The organism is Gardnerella lacydonensis, from assembly GCF_048545055.1.
GTDB lineage: Bacteria > Actinomycetota > Actinomycetes > Actinomycetales > Bifidobacteriaceae > Bifidobacterium > Bifidobacterium vaginale_C.
Map to the genome: position 1 here is coordinate 19,058 of NZ_JBKQXT010000006.1, position 20,499 is coordinate 39,556.

The 20,499-nt window shown below is 43.5% G+C and carries 13 protein-coding genes; 4 read left to right on the forward strand and 9 right to left on the reverse strand.

Translation table 11 applies throughout. The features are described from left to right. Positions 1–223: 223 nt before the first annotated feature. A complete protein-coding gene (locus ACJV45_RS06190; protein WP_419397896.1) occupies positions 224–1,663 on the forward strand; it encodes a C1 family peptidase in 1,440 nt (479 codons plus the stop codon). A gap of 666 nt (positions 1,664–2,329) precedes the next feature. Here the strand turns inward: ACJV45_RS06190 and metG are convergent. Beyond that, positions 2,330–4,195, reverse strand: a complete 1,866-nt coding sequence (gene metG, locus ACJV45_RS06195; protein ID WP_032838846.1) for a methionine--tRNA ligase — start codon at positions 4,193–4,195, stop codon at positions 2,330–2,332. A gap of 212 nt (positions 4,196–4,407) precedes the next feature. Between metG and ACJV45_RS06200 the strand changes: the two genes are divergently transcribed. Continuing rightward, positions 4,408–5,286, forward strand: coding sequence for a hypothetical protein (locus ACJV45_RS06200; RefSeq protein ID WP_353582414.1), 879 nt, complete (start codon positions 4,408–4,410; stop codon positions 5,284–5,286). Continuing rightward, complete coding sequence (locus ACJV45_RS06205; protein WP_075038713.1) at positions 5,276–5,587, forward strand: variant leucine-rich repeat-containing protein; 312 nt, start codon at positions 5,276–5,278, stop codon at positions 5,585–5,587. The genes ACJV45_RS06200 and ACJV45_RS06205 overlap by 11 nt, the downstream gene beginning before the upstream one ends. Here ACJV45_RS06205 and rsmI read toward each other — a convergent pair. Next, positions 5,582–6,475, reverse strand: coding sequence for a 16S rRNA (cytidine(1402)-2'-O)-methyltransferase (rsmI, locus tag ACJV45_RS06210; RefSeq protein ID WP_353582415.1), 894 nt, complete (start codon positions 6,473–6,475; stop codon positions 5,582–5,584). The two genes, ACJV45_RS06205 and rsmI, sit on opposite strands and share 6 nt — an antisense overlap. A 141-nt stretch (positions 6,476–6,616) precedes the next feature. On the opposite strand from rsmI, the gene ACJV45_RS06215 reads away from it, so the two are divergent. Then, positions 6,617–7,459: an alpha/beta hydrolase gene (locus ACJV45_RS06215; RefSeq protein ID WP_353582416.1), complete on the forward strand. Its 843-nt coding sequence runs from the start codon at positions 6,617–6,619 to the stop codon at positions 7,457–7,459. Between the two features lie 134 nt (positions 7,460–7,593). Here ACJV45_RS06215 and ACJV45_RS06220 read toward each other — a convergent pair whose 3' ends face one another. The 7 genes from ACJV45_RS06220 to topA form a co-directional block, all read right to left on the reverse strand. Continuing rightward, the gene (locus ACJV45_RS06220) at positions 7,594–10,575 is read right to left on the reverse strand and encodes an SdrD B-like domain-containing protein (protein ID WP_419397897.1); all 2,982 of its coding nucleotides are present in this window, start codon (positions 10,573–10,575) and stop codon (positions 7,594–7,596) included. A 497-nt stretch (positions 10,576–11,072) separates the two neighbouring features. Beyond that, positions 11,073–12,590, reverse strand: coding sequence for a formate--tetrahydrofolate ligase (locus ACJV45_RS06225; protein WP_419397898.1), 1,518 nt, complete (start codon positions 12,588–12,590; stop codon positions 11,073–11,075). Between the two features lie 212 nt (positions 12,591–12,802). After that, positions 12,803–14,410, reverse strand: a complete 1,608-nt coding sequence (locus tag ACJV45_RS06230) for a C69 family dipeptidase (protein WP_419397899.1) — start codon at positions 14,408–14,410, stop codon at positions 12,803–12,805. A gap of 183 nt (positions 14,411–14,593) precedes the next feature. Continuing rightward, positions 14,594–15,145: a YbhB/YbcL family Raf kinase inhibitor-like protein gene (locus ACJV45_RS06235; RefSeq protein WP_004113843.1), complete on the reverse strand. Its 552-nt coding sequence runs from the start codon at positions 15,143–15,145 to the stop codon at positions 14,594–14,596. Between the two features lie 501 nt (positions 15,146–15,646). After that, the gene (locus ACJV45_RS06240) at positions 15,647–16,834 is read right to left on the reverse strand and encodes a DNA polymerase III subunit delta' (RefSeq protein WP_410310864.1); all 1,188 of its coding nucleotides are present in this window, start codon (positions 16,832–16,834) and stop codon (positions 15,647–15,649) included. A gap of 26 nt (positions 16,835–16,860) precedes the next feature. Further along, positions 16,861–17,562, reverse strand: a complete 702-nt coding sequence (gene tmk / locus ACJV45_RS06245; RefSeq protein ID WP_410312742.1) for a dTMP kinase — start codon at positions 17,560–17,562, stop codon at positions 16,861–16,863. Between the two features lie 21 nt (positions 17,563–17,583). Then, a complete protein-coding gene (gene topA / locus ACJV45_RS06250) occupies positions 17,584–20,436 on the reverse strand; it encodes a type I DNA topoisomerase (protein ID WP_419397900.1) in 2,853 nt (950 codons plus the stop codon). Positions 20,437–20,499: the final 63 nt, after the last annotated feature.

The window sequence follows — 20,499 nt, forward strand, 5'->3', positions numbered from 1 at the left end:
TCAGAATATTTAACGGAATTATTTAAATTTTACGAAAATTAGTTTCGTAAATCGTAATAAAAGTGTAAATACAATAACATTTCGTACTAACAAAACACATTGCAATTAGTTTTACTAGTATCCTATTAAAAAAGCACAGACCACGCAAAACGCTACTCGTGCATTGAACACGCTACAATAACGCTTATTCGCCTATTTTCAACCTAACAACAAAAGGAGATATATGTCTGAAAACGTAAAAGCCGTTACCATAGACAACGTGCGCGAATATTCCAAGCATTTTAACGAACAGCGAGCAAATCGAGTAGCCGCAAACGCTTCTGTAGCAAGCGGCGTTCTTAAAGCTGCAACAAGCTATCAAGGACAACGCGCTTTACCACGCAACTTCTCCATAGAATTAAAACAAGGATCAATAACAAACCAACAGCACTCTGGACGTTGCTGGATGTTCGCTTCCCTTAACACTTTGCGTTACGAATTAATGCACAAGTGGAATTTAGACGACTTCGAGTTTTCCGAAAGCTACCTGTTCTTCTGGGACAAGATTGAAAAGGCAAATGCGTACTTGGAAAACGTGTTGGCAACATTAGACGAAACCCTAGATAGTCGAATCTTTGAAAACATTAACTACGGTCCAATCGACGACGGCGGATGGTGGCAAATGTTCGTTAACTTGGTAAACAAGTACGGACTCGTACCAAAAAGCGCATACCCAGATTCACAGAATGCTATTGACTCAGATGCATTCGTGCAATACATAAACACCAAGTTGCGTGAATTCGCGGCTGAATTGCGCGAAGCACACAAGAACGGTACTTCCATAGAAGAGTTGCGCGAAATGAAAATCCGCGACCTTGAAACCGTATACCGTATGACAGCTATCGCACTTGGCGAGCCACCAGAGCGTTTCGACTTCATTGCACGTACTAAAGATGACGATGATAAGAAAGACGAAAAGGACGACAAAAAGAACGAAGCCAAAGAAGACGATAAGAAGGACGATAAGCCAAAGACTGGCAAAGACGATCGTCCAATGATTCGCGAATATGGAATAACACCACTAGAATTCGCAAAGAAATACGTTCCAATTGACGTAAACGACTTTGTGAGCTTGTGCAACTCCCCAATGGAACACACTCCATTCAACAAGCTCTACCAGCTTAAATACACCACAAACGTTGCTGAGACGAAGGAAATGGAGTTTGCAAACGTTGCGCTAGAAGTATTCCGCAAAGCCGCTGTCGATCAGCTAAAAGACGGACACCCAATCTGGTTCGCTTGCGATTGCACTCAGTTCTCACTCAGACAAGATGGATTCTTTGATCCTGCAGTTGTGCGCGTAGACGAACTATTCGACGTAGAGTTTACATTCGACAAAGCTAAAGGTTTGGAATATATGGATTGCCCAGGCAACCACGCAATGACCTTTACTGGCGTAAACCTTAACAAAGATGGCGAGCCAGACCGCTGGAAGATTGAAAACAGCTGGGGCAAGGATAACGGCGAAGACGGATACTACGTTGGATCCGCACAGTGGTTTGACCGCTACGTTACAGAAATCATTATTAACAAGAAGTATCTTGATGAAGCAACGCGAGCAATATTGGATCAGGAGCCTGTAATGCTTGATCCGTGGATTCCACTTACAAAGCGCTGCCGCTAAACTTGATTTAGCACAAGCTGATTTACAAACGCAGATTGCCACGCAGTCTGCGTTTTTTATTTTATTGCGCTTTCCTATTTGGGGTTGCGCGCTCCTTACTTACTGTTGTGCGAGGTTTGATGTATTTCTCTCCTCGCAAGTGACGCGCACCTTTACGGATAGCTTATGAACGTTAATATTCTAAGGCTTCAGGTTGGCGCTATTTATTGCTCGTAGAGAAATACATCAAACCTTCTGAATATCTAAAACTTTTGCGTATCTTTCATCGCTGAGATTCTCGATTTTTCTTGCTCTCTCGGCGAGTCACCACCTTCGGCGCTGAGGCTCGCCTCTTTTGCTGCGAAAAATCTCGAATCTCTACCTCACTTAGCAGAAATAAAGTAACAAATGGCAGAGTAGGCGGCGAACAGTTAAAAAAGATAAAAAGAAGCCCGGTGGGAAAGAGAAGACCCACCGGGGCAGAGAGAAAGAGAGAAGAAGGTTTCAGTTATGGGGTTCGCGAACGAACCTCACTGATGGATAACCATCAGCAATACTCATTATAACCACACTTTTCTCGCAAAACACGCATATAACCTAAAAATTTCCTTAAAAAATTTTTTAAATCCTGATAGTCAACCTATTTTTTGTTACATGCATCACTATAACTTAAAATTTTTCGTTTAATCATTTAGATTCTAGTGATTTTTTAGCCGCAGCCAATCTTTCTTCGTCAGCTTTACGACGAGCGGCAAGCGCAGATTCAAAACGCTCAAGCTCCTCATCAATAGCCTCTTTAGGAATTTTGGCAAAAATTGGAGTTGGCTTAGCGACAGGTGTACCAGTCACTAATTCCTCACTCTCCCACGGGTGAACAGTTTCTCCAAGACGATAGTCGCCAGTAATAATCGGATACTTAAAATCTGGATTATCTAAGTCAGTCACCTCTTCAATTCTTGGCAGAGGCGAGAACACACCCGTACCACCAAGAGCTTCCCACACTTTTTGCGCAGAATGTGGCAAGAATGGAGCAAGTAAATGATTAGCATCAGAAACAGCTTGAGCAGCAACGTGCAAAACAGTACCAAGACGTGCTTCATCATCTTTAATCTTCCAAGGCTCAGTTGCAGAAATATACTTGTTTATATCCGACACAACACGCATCGCCTCGTTAAGCGCATTCTTCTGATGATGACGTTCAATCAAGCCACCAACAATCTCAAAAGCGTTAGAGGTTTGATCGAGCAAAGCGCGATCCATATCTGTCATTGAATCTTCATCCAGAGCAGGAATCTCTCCGAAATTCTTATGAATCAAATTAGCGACACGATTTACCAAATTACCCCAGCTGGCAGCAAGCTCTTCGTTATTATGACGAACAAATTCTGCCCAAGTAAAGTCGGCATCAGAATTTTCAGGACCAGCAATAGAAATGTAGTATCGCACAGCATCCACAGGATAACGCGCCAAAATATCCTTCACGTAAATCACAATTCCACGCGAAGAACTGAACTTCTTGCCTTCCATAGTCATAAACTCAGACGCAACAACTTGCTCAGGCATATTCAATGGACCATAAACTCCAGCCTCGCCGCCTCTAGAACCAGCGCCATTATACGCAAGCATTTCTGAAGGCCAAATCTGAGAATGGAAGGTGATGTTATCTTTGCCCATAAAGTAGTAACCAGGAGACTTAGGGTCACACCACCAATCACGCCAAGCATCTGGCTTACCCTGACGACGTGCCCATTCAATAGATGCAGACAAGTAGCCAATAACAGCGTCAAACCACACGTACAAGCGCTTATTCGGGTTATCAACCCATCCTTCTACAGGAACAGGAATACCCCAGTCAATATCTCGCGTAATAGCTCGAGACTTGACTTCCTTAAATAATCCAATCGAGAAGTTGATAACATTTGTGCGCCAACCATCTCGAGAATTTAACCAATTCAAATTAGCGTCCGCTAATGCAGGCAAATCGAGGAAATAATGCTCTGTTTCTTCAAATCGCGGAGTTTCGCCGTTAATCTTAGAAACAGGATTAATAAGCTCATCTGGATCCAACTCGTTTCCGCAAGCATCGCACTGGTCGCCTCGAGCGCCATCCGCGCCGCAAAGTGGGCAAGTGCCCTCAATATAGCGATCTGGAAGAGTACGACCTGTAGAAGGCGAAATCGCAACCTTCTGAGTACCCTTGTAGATGTATCCGTTCTTTAAGCACTGACGGAACATCTCTTGAACAACGTGCTCATGATTTGCTGTAGTCGTGCGCGTAAACAAATCGTAGCTTAAGCCCAAATCGCACAAATCTTTAGTAATAACGCGATTATAACGGTTAGCAAGCTCCTGAGCACTAACGCCTTCTTTATCTGCTTCAACCAAAATCGGCGTGCCATGTTCGTCTGTACCAGAAACCATAAGCACGTCATTGCCCTTCATGCGCTCATAACGCGCATACACGTCTGAAGGAACACCAAATCCTGCAACGTGACCAATATGACGAGGGCCATTTGCGTAAGGCCATGCAACATTCACCAAAATATGACTCATAGCCAAATATTATCTTGTTCAGCGAGGACACCTTAATAAAAAACATATCCACATATGCACATTTTTTAATGTAAAAAGGCTTAAAAATCCACTTTTACACATTTCGCAAAAATCTTATGGACAACATAAATAAACGTATCTATTCTGTCTAAAACCATATGCATAAAAAAATTATTCCCAATCATTATGTCTGAAACAAGAAAGGAGGGATTATGAACAACGAAGTAGAAATTATTGCAAACAAAACTATTAACAATTCGGCTAATGATACAAGTAAATACACACGCAAAACAACCGATAAGCGAACAAATAAAAGAACAGATAAATCCACGATCAAGACAATCGCTAAAAATTTAAAAAAGACTTCAAGACACAATTCAAAAAACATTTCAAAAAGCACTTCAAAAAGCAGAAACTATGATGCGAGTAAATACAGTACAACTAAAGATATAGCTCAAGAAACAAAAATAATTCTTGAAAATTACGACAATAAAAATCAACACATTGACATTAGTAAAAATCTTCCGACCCTACTAGACACAACGCATCTGCCAGGACCATTGTGTATGAAGAAATTATCTAAATTCGGAGCTTTTGAACGATTGTCAATAAGAAGCGGATTTGCACATTCCACTGCAAAGACAATTGAAGGGCGTTGCAAAATACTCAAAAAGCTGATACCACGAGACTCTGCAGCCTGCATGTTTACAGCATCCTGGATTTGGCTTGGAGGAACAATTCCAAACATATTAGACGTTATATCCGGCAGTCATTATCGCGTAGTACCACATGACCATCCATTACGAGTATTCAGACGAAAATTGTTGAAGAGAGAACAAAAGGTGATTAAAGATTTGCGCATAACATCTCCTGCTCGAACAATCTGCGACATAGCATTAACACCATCGAAAAATATTTACGACGAGATACGCAAAAAAGACACAATTTTCAATCTGATTCAAGAATATGAAACAAGTTTTAAAGAATGCGAAAAAATCATAAATAGCAACCCACATTTTCCAGGAGCACAAAAAGCAAAAGATTGGTTAAGAAACGTTATAGAACAGGAAGATATTTTTTATGAATATTAATATTGAACACTTAAATCAAGTACAAGAAAATACAGAAGATTTCCATAAAACACGAACAAAAGATCCACCACCAAAACCGCCAATTATTCTCACAGAACAAGTAGCATGCTGCGAAAATACGAACAAAGAAATACTTTGGCACATAGCGAGAAACATTCCGCACTTACGAAAATGGGTTATAGCAAACCCAGCAGCTGACGCAAAAATACTGGAGTATATTTCACAAAAAGGGGGTCCAGATGTTAAGCATAGCTTAGACGTACTTTTAGAAAGCTACGATTACGCGAAACAGATTTCATGACTTGATATTTAAACAAGCAGCATAAACTTCTTTACGATTCGCAAAAGAACCGTCTGAAAGAGGATTTTGCGAAACAATACGCGTTATAGCATCTTTAATACGCAAACCTTCATTTTGCGAAAGATCGTAAGACATTTGCGCAAGCTGTTCAACGCTCAAATCAATGTTTTGCTGCTTGATTTCTTCATCGCTAGCTCCAGCAATCACAAGAACAATTTCTCCACGCGGAGGGTCAATCGCAACTCCTTCCTTAATCTGACTTACGCTACCTCGTCTTATTTCCTCAAAATCCTTTGTAAGCTCGCGACATAACGCCATTTTGCGATCTGCGCCAAAAACTGCAAAAATATCTTCCATTGCATCCGAAATGCGATGTGGAGCCTCATAAAAAACGATTGTTCGCCGCTCTGAAAGAAGCGAGCGCAAATGCTGCTGTCTGTCGCCCGATTTACGCGGTAAGAAACCCTCATAACAGAAGCGGTCTGTAGGCAAGCCAGAAAGCGCTAGAGCATCTAGCACAGCACTCGGCCCAGGCGCGCAAGTAACGGACAAATCGCGCTCTATTGCACGTCGAACAATTGCAAGACCTGGGTCGTTAATAGTAGGCATACCAGCATCAGAAACAACAAGAACGGTATTGCCTTGCTCAACCTTGTCTAGCAATCCATCTGCCTTGTTGTGCTCATTGTGATCGTGATATGCAATAACTTGCCCAGAAACATGCACGCCAAGGCGATTTGCAAGATCATAAAGTCTGCGCGTGTCTTCTGCTGCAACAATATCCGCGGTTTCTAGAAGATTAATCAAGCGCGATGAAGCATCTCCCATATTGCCAATCGGAGTGGCTGCAAGAACAACTTTTCCTAAATTATCTTCTTCATTACGCATCTTAAATCTCCTTATAAAACCTCTTAAGACTCTACACGAATTTATAAAATAACGCACTTAAAAAACAAGGTATTTGATTAGAATTATGCTTAAGTTTATGCTTAGCATAAATTGCACTCGCGCAAAACGAAAAGAGATACCATGAAGATTATAGAACGTAAAATTAAAGGCGTTGACGGTAGTAACGCACTTCTTACTGGATATGTTTTAGACGACAACTTAGATAGCGAAGGAGATCAAACACGCCCAGCAGTGCTGATTTTACCAGGCGGCGGATTCTTGCGAGTTTCTAATCGCGAAGCAGAACCTATTGCTATGAAGTTTGCTGCTGCTGGATTCCACGCATTTGTTTTACGCTACTCGCTTGTGCCTAGCGCACACCCGACTCAGCTTTTGGAAGCCGCACAAGCTATGCAATTGATTCGCGATAATGCAAAAGAATGGCATGTAGATGCGCAAAAAGTGGCGATTATTGGATTCTCTGCAGGAGGTCATGTAGCCGCAAATCTTGCGACTAGCGTTAGCGACGATGTTGAAGAAGCAAATGGATACAACGCAAACGGCGTTCGACCAAACGCTCTTATGCTTGCTTACCCAGTGATTTCCGCTGGCGAATACGCACATAAGCCAACTTTCGATCGTCTTTTTGGAGATGTAGATTCTAGTACTCGCGCGCAACTCGTTGAACAGCTTTCGTTGGAAAACCACGTGGATTCTAAGACTCCACCTGTGTTCGTTTGGCAAACAATTACAGACCAGACAGTTCCAGTTCAAAACTCGATTATGTTTATTAATGCTTGTGTTAAAGCTGGCGTAAGCGTGGAAGCACACTTGTTCCCTAAGGGTCCGCACGGATTGGCTTTGGCGGTTAAAGAAACAGCTAAGCGCGATGAGAACGGTGCAGTAATTCCTGAATTTGTGCAGCCAGAAGTTCAGCAGTGGATTGACCTTGCTTGCGATTGGCTGAATCGCACATTTGCGTAATTTAACTTCAACGCTCCCGCGTTTGTTCCCTTTTTGGGTCAAATGGTAAACAAAAGCAAGAACAAAAACGTCGCCCACACACCATGATTGATGTGTTGACGACGTTTTATATTATTCACCTGAATTTTCTACAATTATTGCCTGTGCTTACCCTTGCAGAAATAACGCTTTATTTTATTCGTAGCACCCAAAGCGAGCATAGCAACAGACGCAACAGCTGTGAAAACTGTGCTTACGCCAGTGTTTACAAGCTTATCCCTTACACGCTCTTGCTTAGAATCAGAATTATTATTGTCAAACGAACTTTCATTCGACTGACTATTATTGCTATCTAAATCATTATTAATGCTTGGTATCGGATTATCTAATTCACGAATCTCAGAGTGATTAGGTTCTGAAGGATCCTCCTTAGGCTGGGGATCCTCATACTGAGGGGGATCATTAGATTCTGTGTCATCAGTATCAGGATCCTTAGGGTCATCAGGCTTAGACTCATCAGGCTTAGACTCAGGATCCTTAGGCTTCTCATTGTCCTTCGGATCATCCGACTTAGGATCAGTATCCTTTGGCTCATCACTCTTAGTATCTTCAGGCTCATCCTTCTTAGGATCAGGATTTGGCTTAGGATTTTGCTTAGGCTCATCCTTCTTCGGAGTATCAGGCTTATCATCCTTAGGTTTCGTAGGATTATCAGGCTTCTTAGGATCCTCAGGTTTAGGATCAGGTACATCCCTATCCTGATAATTTGGATTATTAGGCTTATCCTTAGGATTTGGCTCATCCTTCTTCGGATCATCCTTCTTAGGATCAGGAGACTTAGGAGTATCAGGCTTTACAGGATTGTCATTCTTAGGATCAGTCTTTGGCTTAGGCTTAGGGTCCTTCGGATCATCCTGTTTCGGCTCAGGATTTGGCTTTGGCTTATTATCAGGATCCTTTGGCTTATCCTTCTTCGGATTCTTAGGATCAGTCTTTGGCTTAGGCTGCGGATCTTTCGGCTCAGGGTCCTTAGGCTTAGGCTCCTTGGGATTCTTAGGATCAGGCTGAGGATTCTTAGGCTTCGGCTTATGATCAGGATCCTTCGGATCATCCTTCTTAGGCTCATCCTTCTTAAAAGCTCCAGCATCAATATGCTTCTTATCTTCGCCAGCAGAAAGATTTATATTGCCAACATATGAGTCTTTTGAAGACGAATTATCGGTTGCTGCAGATCCTTTTTCTGTAACAGATCTATCAGTTACAGGCTCTCCAGGAATCGCGTCAGAATCTACAGAGGAATCTGACCCTTTACGCGTGTATGTAAAACCAAAATATTCACTACCTTCTGGAAGTGTAAATTTAACAACATAGTTTCCTGGCAGCAAATTAGTAAATTCGTAAGATCCATCAGGCGAAGTAGTGGTAATAGGATTAACCTTATTGCCATTTATGTCGATTACTGTGCTATCCCCATACTGTTTAACAAGCTGTACTTTTGCACCAATTATGCTCGACTCTCCCTTATCTTGAATACCATTATGGTTAGCATCAAACCACACGCGTCCACTCAAAGATGCGGGAATGACGATTTCAACAGGAACTGTGCTCACTTTGCTGCGATTACTGCGCGCATACGTTGCAACAGTCTCCTGAATTTTGTTAATAATTGGCGGATATTTCAAAGTATTATCTGGATAATTATCATTACAATCTAACGCACGATAATACGATTTTATGTATGCGCTTGCTTTTCCACTCATCCAAATACCGTTGCTAATATTATCAGGACCAAACACAGTTGAATCTGGGTTAAATTCTCCAGATATTAGCAACTCAGAAGGTCTGCTTTGTTCTGGAACAGTTCCCCAACCATCGAAATATTTAGAATCCAAAATATCGCCGAAAACTTCAGTATCCCCATAAGCAACTTTTTCTATTCCAATATTAGCCATAATTTTACGAGCTTCATCGTTGTTGTTAGGCGAACGGAAAACTGTTAAATGATGATTTTTAAAAACTTGCTTAGTTCCATTTAAAGCATAGTTCTTAGAACCAAATGGAATTTTAAATCTCAACTTAATCGGATTATTATCGTTCCCATTGCGATAAATAGTTACGAATTGGTTATGCTCAATATTTGCAGGTATTAATTGCGGTGACCAAACACCATTCTGCGACTCAACCATAGTGCTTCTACCGTCATAATCAACGCCGCTCGTTTCCATAGATAGACCAGTGAACCAGAATCCATAATTATCTCTGCCGTCCCATCCAGTTACCAGATCCGAACGCACTAAGCATGGGTTCTTTTGCAGTATCCTATCGTTTGGAAAATCTCTTAATCCGCCGATTGTAGAAGTATATTCCATAGGTGTTGGGAAAGGCATATAAGACACTCTGCCTTGGATTAATGGTTTCACACCTTTTTTGTAATTTTTCAAATCAACTAGATCAGAAGTTTTTGCATTACTGTTGACTACTGTATGGATTTCAATGGAAACTGTTTGATTATTTTTTATTACATCACCATTGGATAATACATTGCCAGAGTGGTTCACGCCTTTTATGGAAGCAAGATGCGGCATTTCTGTCGCAAAATCAGAAGACCACTCGTTGTAGTTAAAGTAAACGTCGAAAAGATTGTAGTTACCGAGATTGTGATTACCAAACGACTTAGAATCTGAAATTTGTACTACTTTATTTGCAACATTGCCAGCATCAACAACAAAATCATTTGCATTTACCGTAAGAATTTTCGGAATGGCTAGTCGAAGATATGGTCTAAAAACATCGCCATCTTCAGGAACAATAAATTTTGCTGTAGCCCGGAGCGTAAGCTTGCTACCTGGACGCAGAATTTTATTAGTTTTATTCGTATCCGCATGATTGTCAATAGAATCTCCATCAACATAGCTGATTGAAGTTCTTACTTCTGGAAGTTTCCCATCTGGCTTGCCGAAGTGCTGGGTAGGAGCAGGAATTAAATCAATGTTGTTAATACTGGATTTATTCGTTGGAATGTTCTCACGATTAGTGAAAGCATTATCATTGCTCGACTGAGCTAACGCCGAAGAAGATAAACTTGCTGTTAATAACGTTGCCGTTAATAAGCTAGCTGTCACTATTTTCATTTTCATTAAGTATTTTCTCCCTTCGCTCATAAAAATAGTTATGAGCCAAGCCACGAGTAAAACACTAAAAAATTTATTTTTCAAACCGAAAATTGTCGTAAATTTTCCGACGACCAAAACCCTTTTTATATTTATAGAATCGCCGAATAAGAAAAACACCTTCGGAGAGTCTGAAGAAAAATTTAAATTAATTAAGATAAAATACGAAAAATATGCATGTTAACTCTCTTGTAATAAAACTAAATCGTAATATTTTCTGTTGTTATAACAATATGATAATTAAATAATACATGTGAGGTTTTTCACATTACACAATATGACACAAATTCAATACACAAATATCTTTACGATAGATACAACATGGATCCTATGTAAGATAAAAGAAGTTTATAAACAACATTCATAAACGACATTCATAAAACAAAAACGTCGCCCACACACCATGATTGATGTGTTGACGACGTTTTGTTATTTGCTATTAATGATTAATATTTAAAAAGCAATCACACTATTTTTGGCATAGGAGTTGTAAGCGAAGACGTAAGGTTGACTTGCACAACCCCAGCTCCAGCATGAACTTCTACTTTCTTTAAAGTTACAGTGCGAGAATCTTCAGGCGCATGATCATCATCTGTCATGGTTGCTGGCGACTTTACAGCAACAAGAGCCAAGCTATCAAAATCAACACCAGCCTTATTGCACAAATCCTGCGCTGCAGTCAAAGAAACAGCAAAACCATCCTTTTCAATCACTCGACTTTCAGGAACTCCATACGCCTCGGCGCAAAGCAAATTAATGCGCTCGCGAAGCGACTTTCCTCGGCGGCTTTGCGGAACTTTCGTTTCAGTATCAGCAGTGATTACAGACACAAAATCATCTAGCTGATCTGCCAAGCCATCGCCGCCGTCTCGGAACAAATTGCCAACAATCGGCTTACGGAATCCTAAAGTCTTAGCCTGCTCAAGCAAATCTGGAACTTGGCTATCTTCACCTTCCCACAAATTGATAAGAGGGAACGTAGGAATATTAAGCGACTCAAGGCGCGAAACGTGGAACGGGTAGCGCCATGCAAGAGTTTCATCATCTCGCCAAGTAGTTGCTCGAGTGACAACAACCGCCGCCGATGGCATTGCTGCTCCAAACTCACGCACCGCAATATCTAGCCACTTTTGAGCGCCAGCATCCGTGCCATACCCTGCTTCCACAACAACAACATCGTGTAGCGCGCAAGCCATTTCAACACTCACAAGGCTTGGAATACCAAGCGAAACGTTGGCAAATGGACCACAATGAACATAGATTGGAGATCCATTAATCGTCTCAGTTTTTGCAGGCTTTACAGCGTCGGCAAGAATATTCGTGATTCGCCACAAGTCAACAAAATCGCCAAATTTAACAGGATTTCCGTCTTTTGTACCAGCAATCATTGCAGCAACGCGATTTGCGATTTCTTCCATGCTTCGCGAAAGCACTACGATTTGCATAAGCTCACAAGTTGGCGTTAACACAACGCGCTCAGCAACCGTGCCCTTGCCAAAATCAACAGCAATGCTACGCAAAGATCTTGAAGGCACTTCGCTTACTCGCGGCACTAAAATCGTGTCTAAAATACCCTCGTCAATCGCCTTTTCTGCAAAAGAAACAAGCAAATTCTGTGCGCATTCAATGGCGGCCATTTCTCCGCACAATCCCCAATCGATTAGCTCAGGGTGCGAAAGCGATGACTTTCCGCCGCCGCTAGCTCCACCTTTTGAACCAGCTGCAGTAATGCCCATGCTTGGCTGTCGCAAAACAGCCGCCGCATCTACTCCGCGTTCTCTAAGAGCGTCTACCAGCGCAATAGTGGTAGTTGTTTTACCTTCTCCTCTAGAAGCCTTAAGAGGAGTATCAGCTGTAACGAGTAGCACTTTACCGTGCTTTTTTTGCTCGCTTGGATTCTTCTTTAAATAATCCAAGAATCCGAAGGCGTCTATTTTTTTAACTAATCCAAATTGTGTAGTAAACGAATCAAGAATGCTCATATTCCCCACTTTCATAAGCAAAAAGCCTAGTAGATGCCCAATAGTGTTCAATAACAAACGTTCAATAACAGATGCCCAATAAACGCTCAATAATAAACGCGCATAGCTAATGTAAATGAACAATTTTTATACTATACGATTGCATGGGCGTGGTATAGCAATATTACATTAAAACTATGCGCGTTATCACTAATGTCTATAACGACTTGCGATCAGTGATCGGAGCGATTAAAACCATTCTTCATACGCATGCTAGTTATGTACAGCACTGTGTCAAGCAAAGAATCGGTTTCTTTCTTCAACTTCGCAGCCATATCGTCGTTTGCTTCAGCCAAAGCTTCACGCACTTTGTCGTTACGAAGCTCTGAAATAATAGCTTCAGGATCGCGAACTAAATCATCGTAATCTTCGCCTTCATCACCTTCACGCTCTGGCTCGTAATCAGCCAAATCAACGCCAAGAATATCTGCCACGGTAGCATCCGTAGACTTGACCATTGCGTGACCAAGGGAGCCGACAACTTCCTGATAGCGCTCGATCGCGTTTGCAGTGTCGTTAAAAGCAGCATCCGCAAGAGCTGCAATAATGCGATTCTCCCAATAGAAGTTTTCGCTTGTTACGCGAGTAGTCGTATCTTCCAAATACTTTGGAGTGCGATTTACGTTCGGATAGAACGGAATCAAAGAGTTGAAAGGATTGGAACCGTAAGTAATCCACTGAATTGCGCGCATTGGTTCTGGCACGTAAGGGCGGATTTGCATTACAGCAAGCTCGCTTTGACGATTAATGCCGATTGGGCGGAAAAGATGACGAGTATGCTCGTCGCCAAGCTTGCCGTAAGGATCATACTCAGTGCCCTGATAGTGCGAGCTTAAAACGTACTTAATATCCTCAACTGTGACTTTGCGTTCAGGCTGGCGAGCCCAAGGAATATCGTTGCTATCTGGCTTATGGTCGGCGTCCTTACCATCCCACACTTCGTCATACGGATTCAAGAAACGCTCCATAAACCATGCGCGAGGAGTGTTGTACACGTGATCGGCATCCGAATGAGAACCGAAAGCATCGCGAGGGTTAAACGGCGAAGCGTTTTCCACCGACAAATCCAAGTGATTTTCTTCAATAAACTCAAGCAAATCAGCCGAGCACATATGCTCTTCTTGGTCTCCCAAAGCGTCTTCCAAATCGAACTCGTCAATTCCAAGCTGGTTTGGCATAACAACATACGCCTCGTCTGGCACGCGCTTAGCAATCCAGTGGTGTCCGCCAACAGTTTCCATCCACCAAATCTCGTTTACATCCGAGAACGCAACGCCGTTCATCTCGTATGTGCCGTATTTTTCTAGCAACGCGCCCAAACGCTCCACGCCTTCGCGAGCGCTACGAATATAAGGCAAAACAAGCGTTAAGAAGTCTTCTTCGCCGATTCCGCCTGGCACTTCTGGCTTATAATCAGCATCGCCTTCCTTACCGCGCGCTTTTTTAAGCTCCACCATTGGATCTGCGCCCAGCACGCGCTCGTTGGATGTAAGTGTTTCAGTTGCGCTCATTGCCACGTTTGCTTCGTTAACGCCAGCTTCTCCCCAAATTCCTTCGCGCAAGTCTGCGTTTGGCACGCTTGTGTATTGCATTGGATTATCTGGAAGCTCTACTGTTACGTGGCTAAGCACGGACTTATAAACGCGAGGCTGATCTTGCGGCTTTACCACTACTAAACGCTTTGGGTTAAACTCTCCATTTGCGGAGTCTTCGTTACGCGCAATAAGCGTGGATCCGTCGTAGCTCGCTTTGCGTCCTACTAAAATTGTTGTGCATGCCATATTTGCATCCTCATTTTTCTAATTTTTGATTATTTTTTGATTATTTTTTGATTATTTTGTTTGTTTAGATTAGTTTTGCTTATTTTTGACTATTTTACGCACGCATATATAGTCATAAGCTGCTTGCGACTAATCAGCACGAAGTCGTATAAAGCCTAAAGCCTAAATTCTAAAGCCTAAACTCTAAGCTTTTCCTCGCAAATATAATCCGTTAACGTCTACATACGAATCGTAATGCCTGATTTCATTCATCATTTCGTTAAGATAGAAGCCTTCTTTAAGATTTGGAAGAGGCTTTTGCGTGCCGAACACTTCTAGCATGTAGTCGTGATCCTTGTCTGGCGGCTGCGGGCCATTGTAGCGCATTGTAATTGCAGGGTCTGTGCAACCCACAAATCGGCTAGCTTGCGAGTTTCGCCCTTGTACAACTTCTGGAATCATGGTTGGCATTGTGCGCGAAAAGTCTTGCGGAATTTGCAAAGCGCGCGAGTCATTAAAGTCAAACATAAGCGCTTCCACTGGAACATTTGCCACAACCCAATGAATCCACTGGAATCCGCACACTGGTATAGCGTCGTCGTCTACAAATCGCCAATGCAAGTAGTGCACAAAATCCGGCAACTTGTCTACATAAAATGGAAAAGACACGACTGGAACGCCGTTAATCTTGTTTTCTTCCGGCGCAGCTTTTGCAAAGTTGTCTGGAATAGTGGTGAAATCTGTAGAAATATTCATAATTTAAGTATCTACTACCGCTGTGACTATACAAAATAATTCATTTTTACACAAATACACAAAATTAAAAAGCTCGCAGAAAAACTTCCGCATTTTGTACCAAATTTGACCTAAAACAGGTACAAAGTGCGGAAGTTTTTACACTAAGTGCAGTAGAGATTCGAGATTTTTCGCAGCGGATGAAGCGAACCTCAGCATGAAATGGTGATTCGCTGAAGTAGCAAGAAAAATCGAGAATCTCGGCGGTGAAAGCCACGCAATTGTTCAATCACGTAAGAGGGCTGGGTGATTCTTGGTCGAACAATATAAGAGCGGCAGCCGATACCAAATAATCCAATGACTCACCCTACAAACAAACCTCAACCCAAAAAACAAAATCAAAGCCAAAACGGAACAACCGCAACAACAGACTACACATAATAGGCGGAGCGTTGTGAGACAAGAAACACCCAGCCCTCGCACAACACCAAGAAAAGACGTGAGAACACTCTAAGCGCTCAGTCAAAGCGCGCAGAAAAGTGCTTCAAAAACAAGCGTTGCGTTTCCATTGCCAGCAAGCCGCTTTTTTGCCACAGCAAGCGCGTCCAGGCATTTAAGCGCGCGCTCTGCTGTATTTTTTTTAGAAAGCTGCATAATCTCTGCTTTAAATTCTTGATTCACAAGTGGCGTTTGCGATTGCGCATTGTTTAGCACAACAAGCACATCTCTGTACACGCTGCAAATCGCATCTATTGCGCGGTTTAAAACGTCTCTGCTTACGCGAGTGACTTTGCGCTTAACATCGTCTTTTTTGCCAATCGCATTGTATGCGCTACGAATTTTAGGTGGGATTTTATCTGTTGGCTTAATGCCATTTATGCGCAAAAACTCGCTTTGCTCAGCTTCAACAGACTTTTGCACTTCGTCTTCTGCCTGGCTTTTAGCGTCTTCGATTAGCGTTTGTGCAAGCATAATAGCATCTATTGCGCTGCTAAGACGCAAAACGCCTGCAACAAGCTCTTCTCTTCTGCTTCTAGCACTCTCGCTTGTAGCGTAGAGCATTGCTAAATCAACGTTTCCTTGAGCTATGCGAGCCACGCTTGCCGCCGTTTTTGCATCAATGTGTGCGCTTTGTTGCACGTATTCTTGCACATCTTGGTCGCTTGGTTGAGCCAAATTCACTATTTGAGACCTAGAACGAATTGTTGGCAAAACATCTGCCGCGCTTGCCGCGCAAAGAATCCATATTGTGCGAGGTGCTGGCTCTTCGATTTCTTTTAGCAAAACGTTTGTTGTGCGCTCAAGCATGCGCCCAACGTCTTCGATTATTATGATTCGCCACGGTGCAACACTTGGCATTTGCTCGGATATTGATACGAGTTCGCGCACTTCGTCAATGCTTACTGTAACTTTGTCCGTGCTTAAAATGTTTACGTCTGGGCTTGTTCCAGCTAATACTTCACTTGCGATTTTATCTGTGTTTATTTGAGTGTTTATTTGAGTGGCGGAGTTTTCGGCGGCGCGGTTGCTGGCGATTTTTCCGCTCGATTGCAATGCCGCTGCAAACGCTCTTGCCACTTTTGCACACCCGAATCCAGTAGATCCGCAAATAAGCCATGATTGCGCAATTTTGCTTGAATCGCCTTGCGCTACTTTTTTAAGGCGTTCAACAACTTGCGCTTGACCAACTACCGATTCCCAAACGTCCATTGCTAAAATCCTATAGTCCTAAAATCCTAAAATCCTTGATTTTCTGGGGCTTCTGGCGATTTTTCGTCACGCGCGCCAGCATTATCCATCAACTTGCACATGTCTTTAGCAATCAACTTCGATAAGTCGCAAGCTGGCAAAGTGGCGTCTAAAACGCAAAATCTTTGCGCATTTTGTTTAGCAAGATCTAAGAACGCTTCACGCGTGCGGCGCGCAAAATCAAGCCCCGCGCTTTCCATGCGATCCGCTTGCCCATGCAATCGCACAGCAGCATCTTTCTCGCTCATATCTAGCAAATACGTGCGATTTGGCCAAAGGCAATTAGATGCCCACTCGCTTAAATCACGCACATCTTGCATGGTGAGCTCGCGCCCCCCAGACTGATACGCTAGCGATGAGTCAATGTAACGGTCCGTTATAACCACCGCACCGCGCCGCAAGGCTGGGATGATGATTTGCGCAGCATGTTGAGCGCGATCCGCAGCAAACAGAAGCGCCTCGGTGCGCGCAGAAATCGCTCCGCCGTGTAGAAGAATGTTGCGCAACTGTTCGCCCAACGGTGTTCCGCCAGGCTCTCTCGTTACAACAACCTCAAGTCCGCGTGCTTGCAAAAAATCACGCAAAGCCTCAACTTGCGTGGTTTTCCCAACGCCGTCTATACCTTCAAAAGATATAAAAAGACCTTTGTTTAAACCGCTAAGCCCGCTGTTTTTAAGACCTATAGCCATTTTTACATACCTCTACCAGGTTTACTTGCCTTTAGACGTGGACTTTTTTGCTGTGCTCTTTTTTGCAGCAGGCTTTTTAGCGGCCGTTTTCTTAGCGGCCGTCTTCTTTGTTGCCGTCTTCTTTGCAGCAGTTCTCTTGCGCTTTACAGGTCCAGCCGCGCGTTTTTGCGCCAAAAGCTCAAACGCCACCTGCGGCTCAATCGACTCAGGCGTGTACTGCTTTGGAAGCGTGCGATTCGTAACGCCGTCTGTAATATAAGCTCCGTAGAAGCCGTCTTTAATTACCACTGCTTTGCCGCTTTCTGGATCTTCTCCAAGCTCCCTAAGCGGCGGTTTTGCGGCTCCGCGAGTGCGCTTTGCATACTTCGGTTGAGCAAAAAGCTCCTTGGCTTCGTCTAAAGTCACACTAAAAATCGCGTCTTCGCTTGCAAGCGAACGATTGTCTGGCTTGGCATCCACAGCCGAATCGCCAGCATCCGCGCGCTCGTAAGTCTTAGTCAAATAAGGTCCATATCGACCATTATTCGCCTCAATCTTCGCGCGCTTTACTTCGCCTTGCTCATCAACTTCTTCCACAACGCCAACCAATCGAGGCAAATTCAAAAGTCGCAAAGCATCTTGCAAAGTTATTGTCGCAGGGTCCATTGTTTTAAACAAAGACGCCATTTTTGGCTTAGCTTTAGCAGACTTTTTAGATTTTGCAGAAGACTTTGCGCCAGTTTTAGCAGAATCGTCGGCTGCTTGCGACCCATCCTCATCCGAGGCTTCAACAAGAGCAACGTACGCTCCAAAACGCCCGTTCCTAACTTCTACACTGCCTCCAGTTTGCGGATCCGTACCCAAAACGCGCGGACCGTCAGAGTTGTTCTCAATCAAATCTCGTGCAACTTGCTCAGTCAACTCGTCTGGAGCCAAAGTGCTTGGAATCGAAGCTCTGCGCGCATTGCCCTCTTCGTCTAGATTCTTCGTATCTTCCAAATACGGGCCGTATCTTCCTACGCGCACGTGCAATCCGCCGCCAATATCAATCGTGTTGATTTCTCTAGCGTCAATCTCGCCAAGCTGATCAACTTGTTTTTGCAAACCTTCATGCATTGCAAAGTCGCCAGCAACCGCACCGTTATCTCCAAAGTAAAACTTGTAAAGCCAATCTTTACCAGCTTCCTCGCCATGTGCGATGCGGTCCAAACCATTTTCCATGTCCGCCGTAAACGCATAGTCAACGTAAGTTGGGAAATTAGTTTCCAAAAGCTTAATAACAGCAAAAGCAAGCCAGCTTGGAATCAACGCACGCCCACGCTCATACACGTATCCGCGGTCAATAATCGTGGAAATAATGCTAGCGTAAGTAGACGGCCTACCAATCTCCTTAGCTTCCAGCGTTTTAACTAAAGACGCTTCCGTGTAGCGAGCTGGCGGCTGAGTTTCATGACCATCCGCGCTAACTTGCAAAGCTTTAAGAACATCGCCATTAGCCATAGGAGGCAAAGCCTTAGACTGCTCGTCTTCGCTAAATCCGCCAAACACCTTCATAAATCCAGCAAACTCAATCACGGTTCCAGAAGCTTGGAAATTAGCCGTTCCAAAGCTGCCAGCCGAAGCATCTAGCTTAACTGTAGCTGTAAAACCAGTAGCATCCGCCATTTGAGAAGCAAGAGTGCGCTGCCAAATAAGCGTGTAAAGTTTAAGCTGATCGGCAGGGAGAACACCAGCCAAATCCGCAGGATTTCTAAACGTAGATCCAGCAGGACGAATACACTCGTGCGCTTCCTGAGCGCCTGCAGAAGTCGTAGCATACTGTTTTGGAGAATCCGCTAAATACTCGTCTCCAAAACTAGACTTAACGCAATCTCGAGCCGCAAAAATCGCCTCTTTAGAAAGCGTTACAGAATCAGTACGCATGTAGGTTATGTAACCGTTTTCGTACAAAGATTGAGCCGCACGCATAGTTTGGCGAGAACTCATCGACAAGCGGTTTCCAGCAGTCTGCTGAAGAGTAGAAGTTGTAAACGGAGGCAATGGGCGGCGGCGATACGGCTTAGTGTCCATTGAGCTCACAACAAAATCAGCCGTGCCAAGGCTTTGTGCAATCGCACAAGCATCCGCCTCGTTCAAATAGTGCGCTAAAGCAGATTCACCCTTAGTTTTTTGAAGCTCTCCAAGCGAATTAAAATCTTTAGAAGCAGCCAAACGATTGCCATTTAGAGCCGTCATTCGCGCTTGGAAATCAACGCCATTGGCGCTCAGATCTGCGCAAACATCCCAATAGCTCGCCTTCCTAAACGCCATTCGCTCGCGCTCGCGCTCAACAATCAAACGCGTTGCAACAGATTGCACTCGCCCAGCAGAAAGACCCGGCCCAACTTTACGCCACAAAACTGGCGAAAGCTCGTAGCCGTACAATCTATCCAACACGCGGCGTGTTTCTTGAGCATCAACCATATGGTCGTCAACGTTTCGCGTGTTAGCAAGCGAAGCTTGAATCGCATCTTTTGTAATCTCGTGAAACACCATGCGCTTTACTGGCACTTTTGGCTTAAGTGCTTGCACAAGATGCCACGCAATCGCTTCTCCTTCGCGGTCCTCATCAGTTGCGAGGAACAATTCGCCCGACTTTGCGAGCGCAGCCTTTAAATCCGAAACTGTTTTCTTTTTATCTGCGCCAACAACATAGTATGGCTCAAAACCATTGTTTACATCTACGCCAAACTTGCCAAATTCTGCCTTTTTAGCAGCTGGCACCTGACTTGGCTGTGCTAAATCACGAATGTGGCCAACGGATGCCATAACAGTGTATCCGCTTCCAAGATATCCGCCTATTTTACGCGCTTTAGTGGGAGACTCCACAATGACAAGCTTGTTCTGCTCTGTCATACGCTCTCCTTTCGTACAGATGCATTTTGTATGCATATTCCGCGCTTTTACTACTCAATCCAC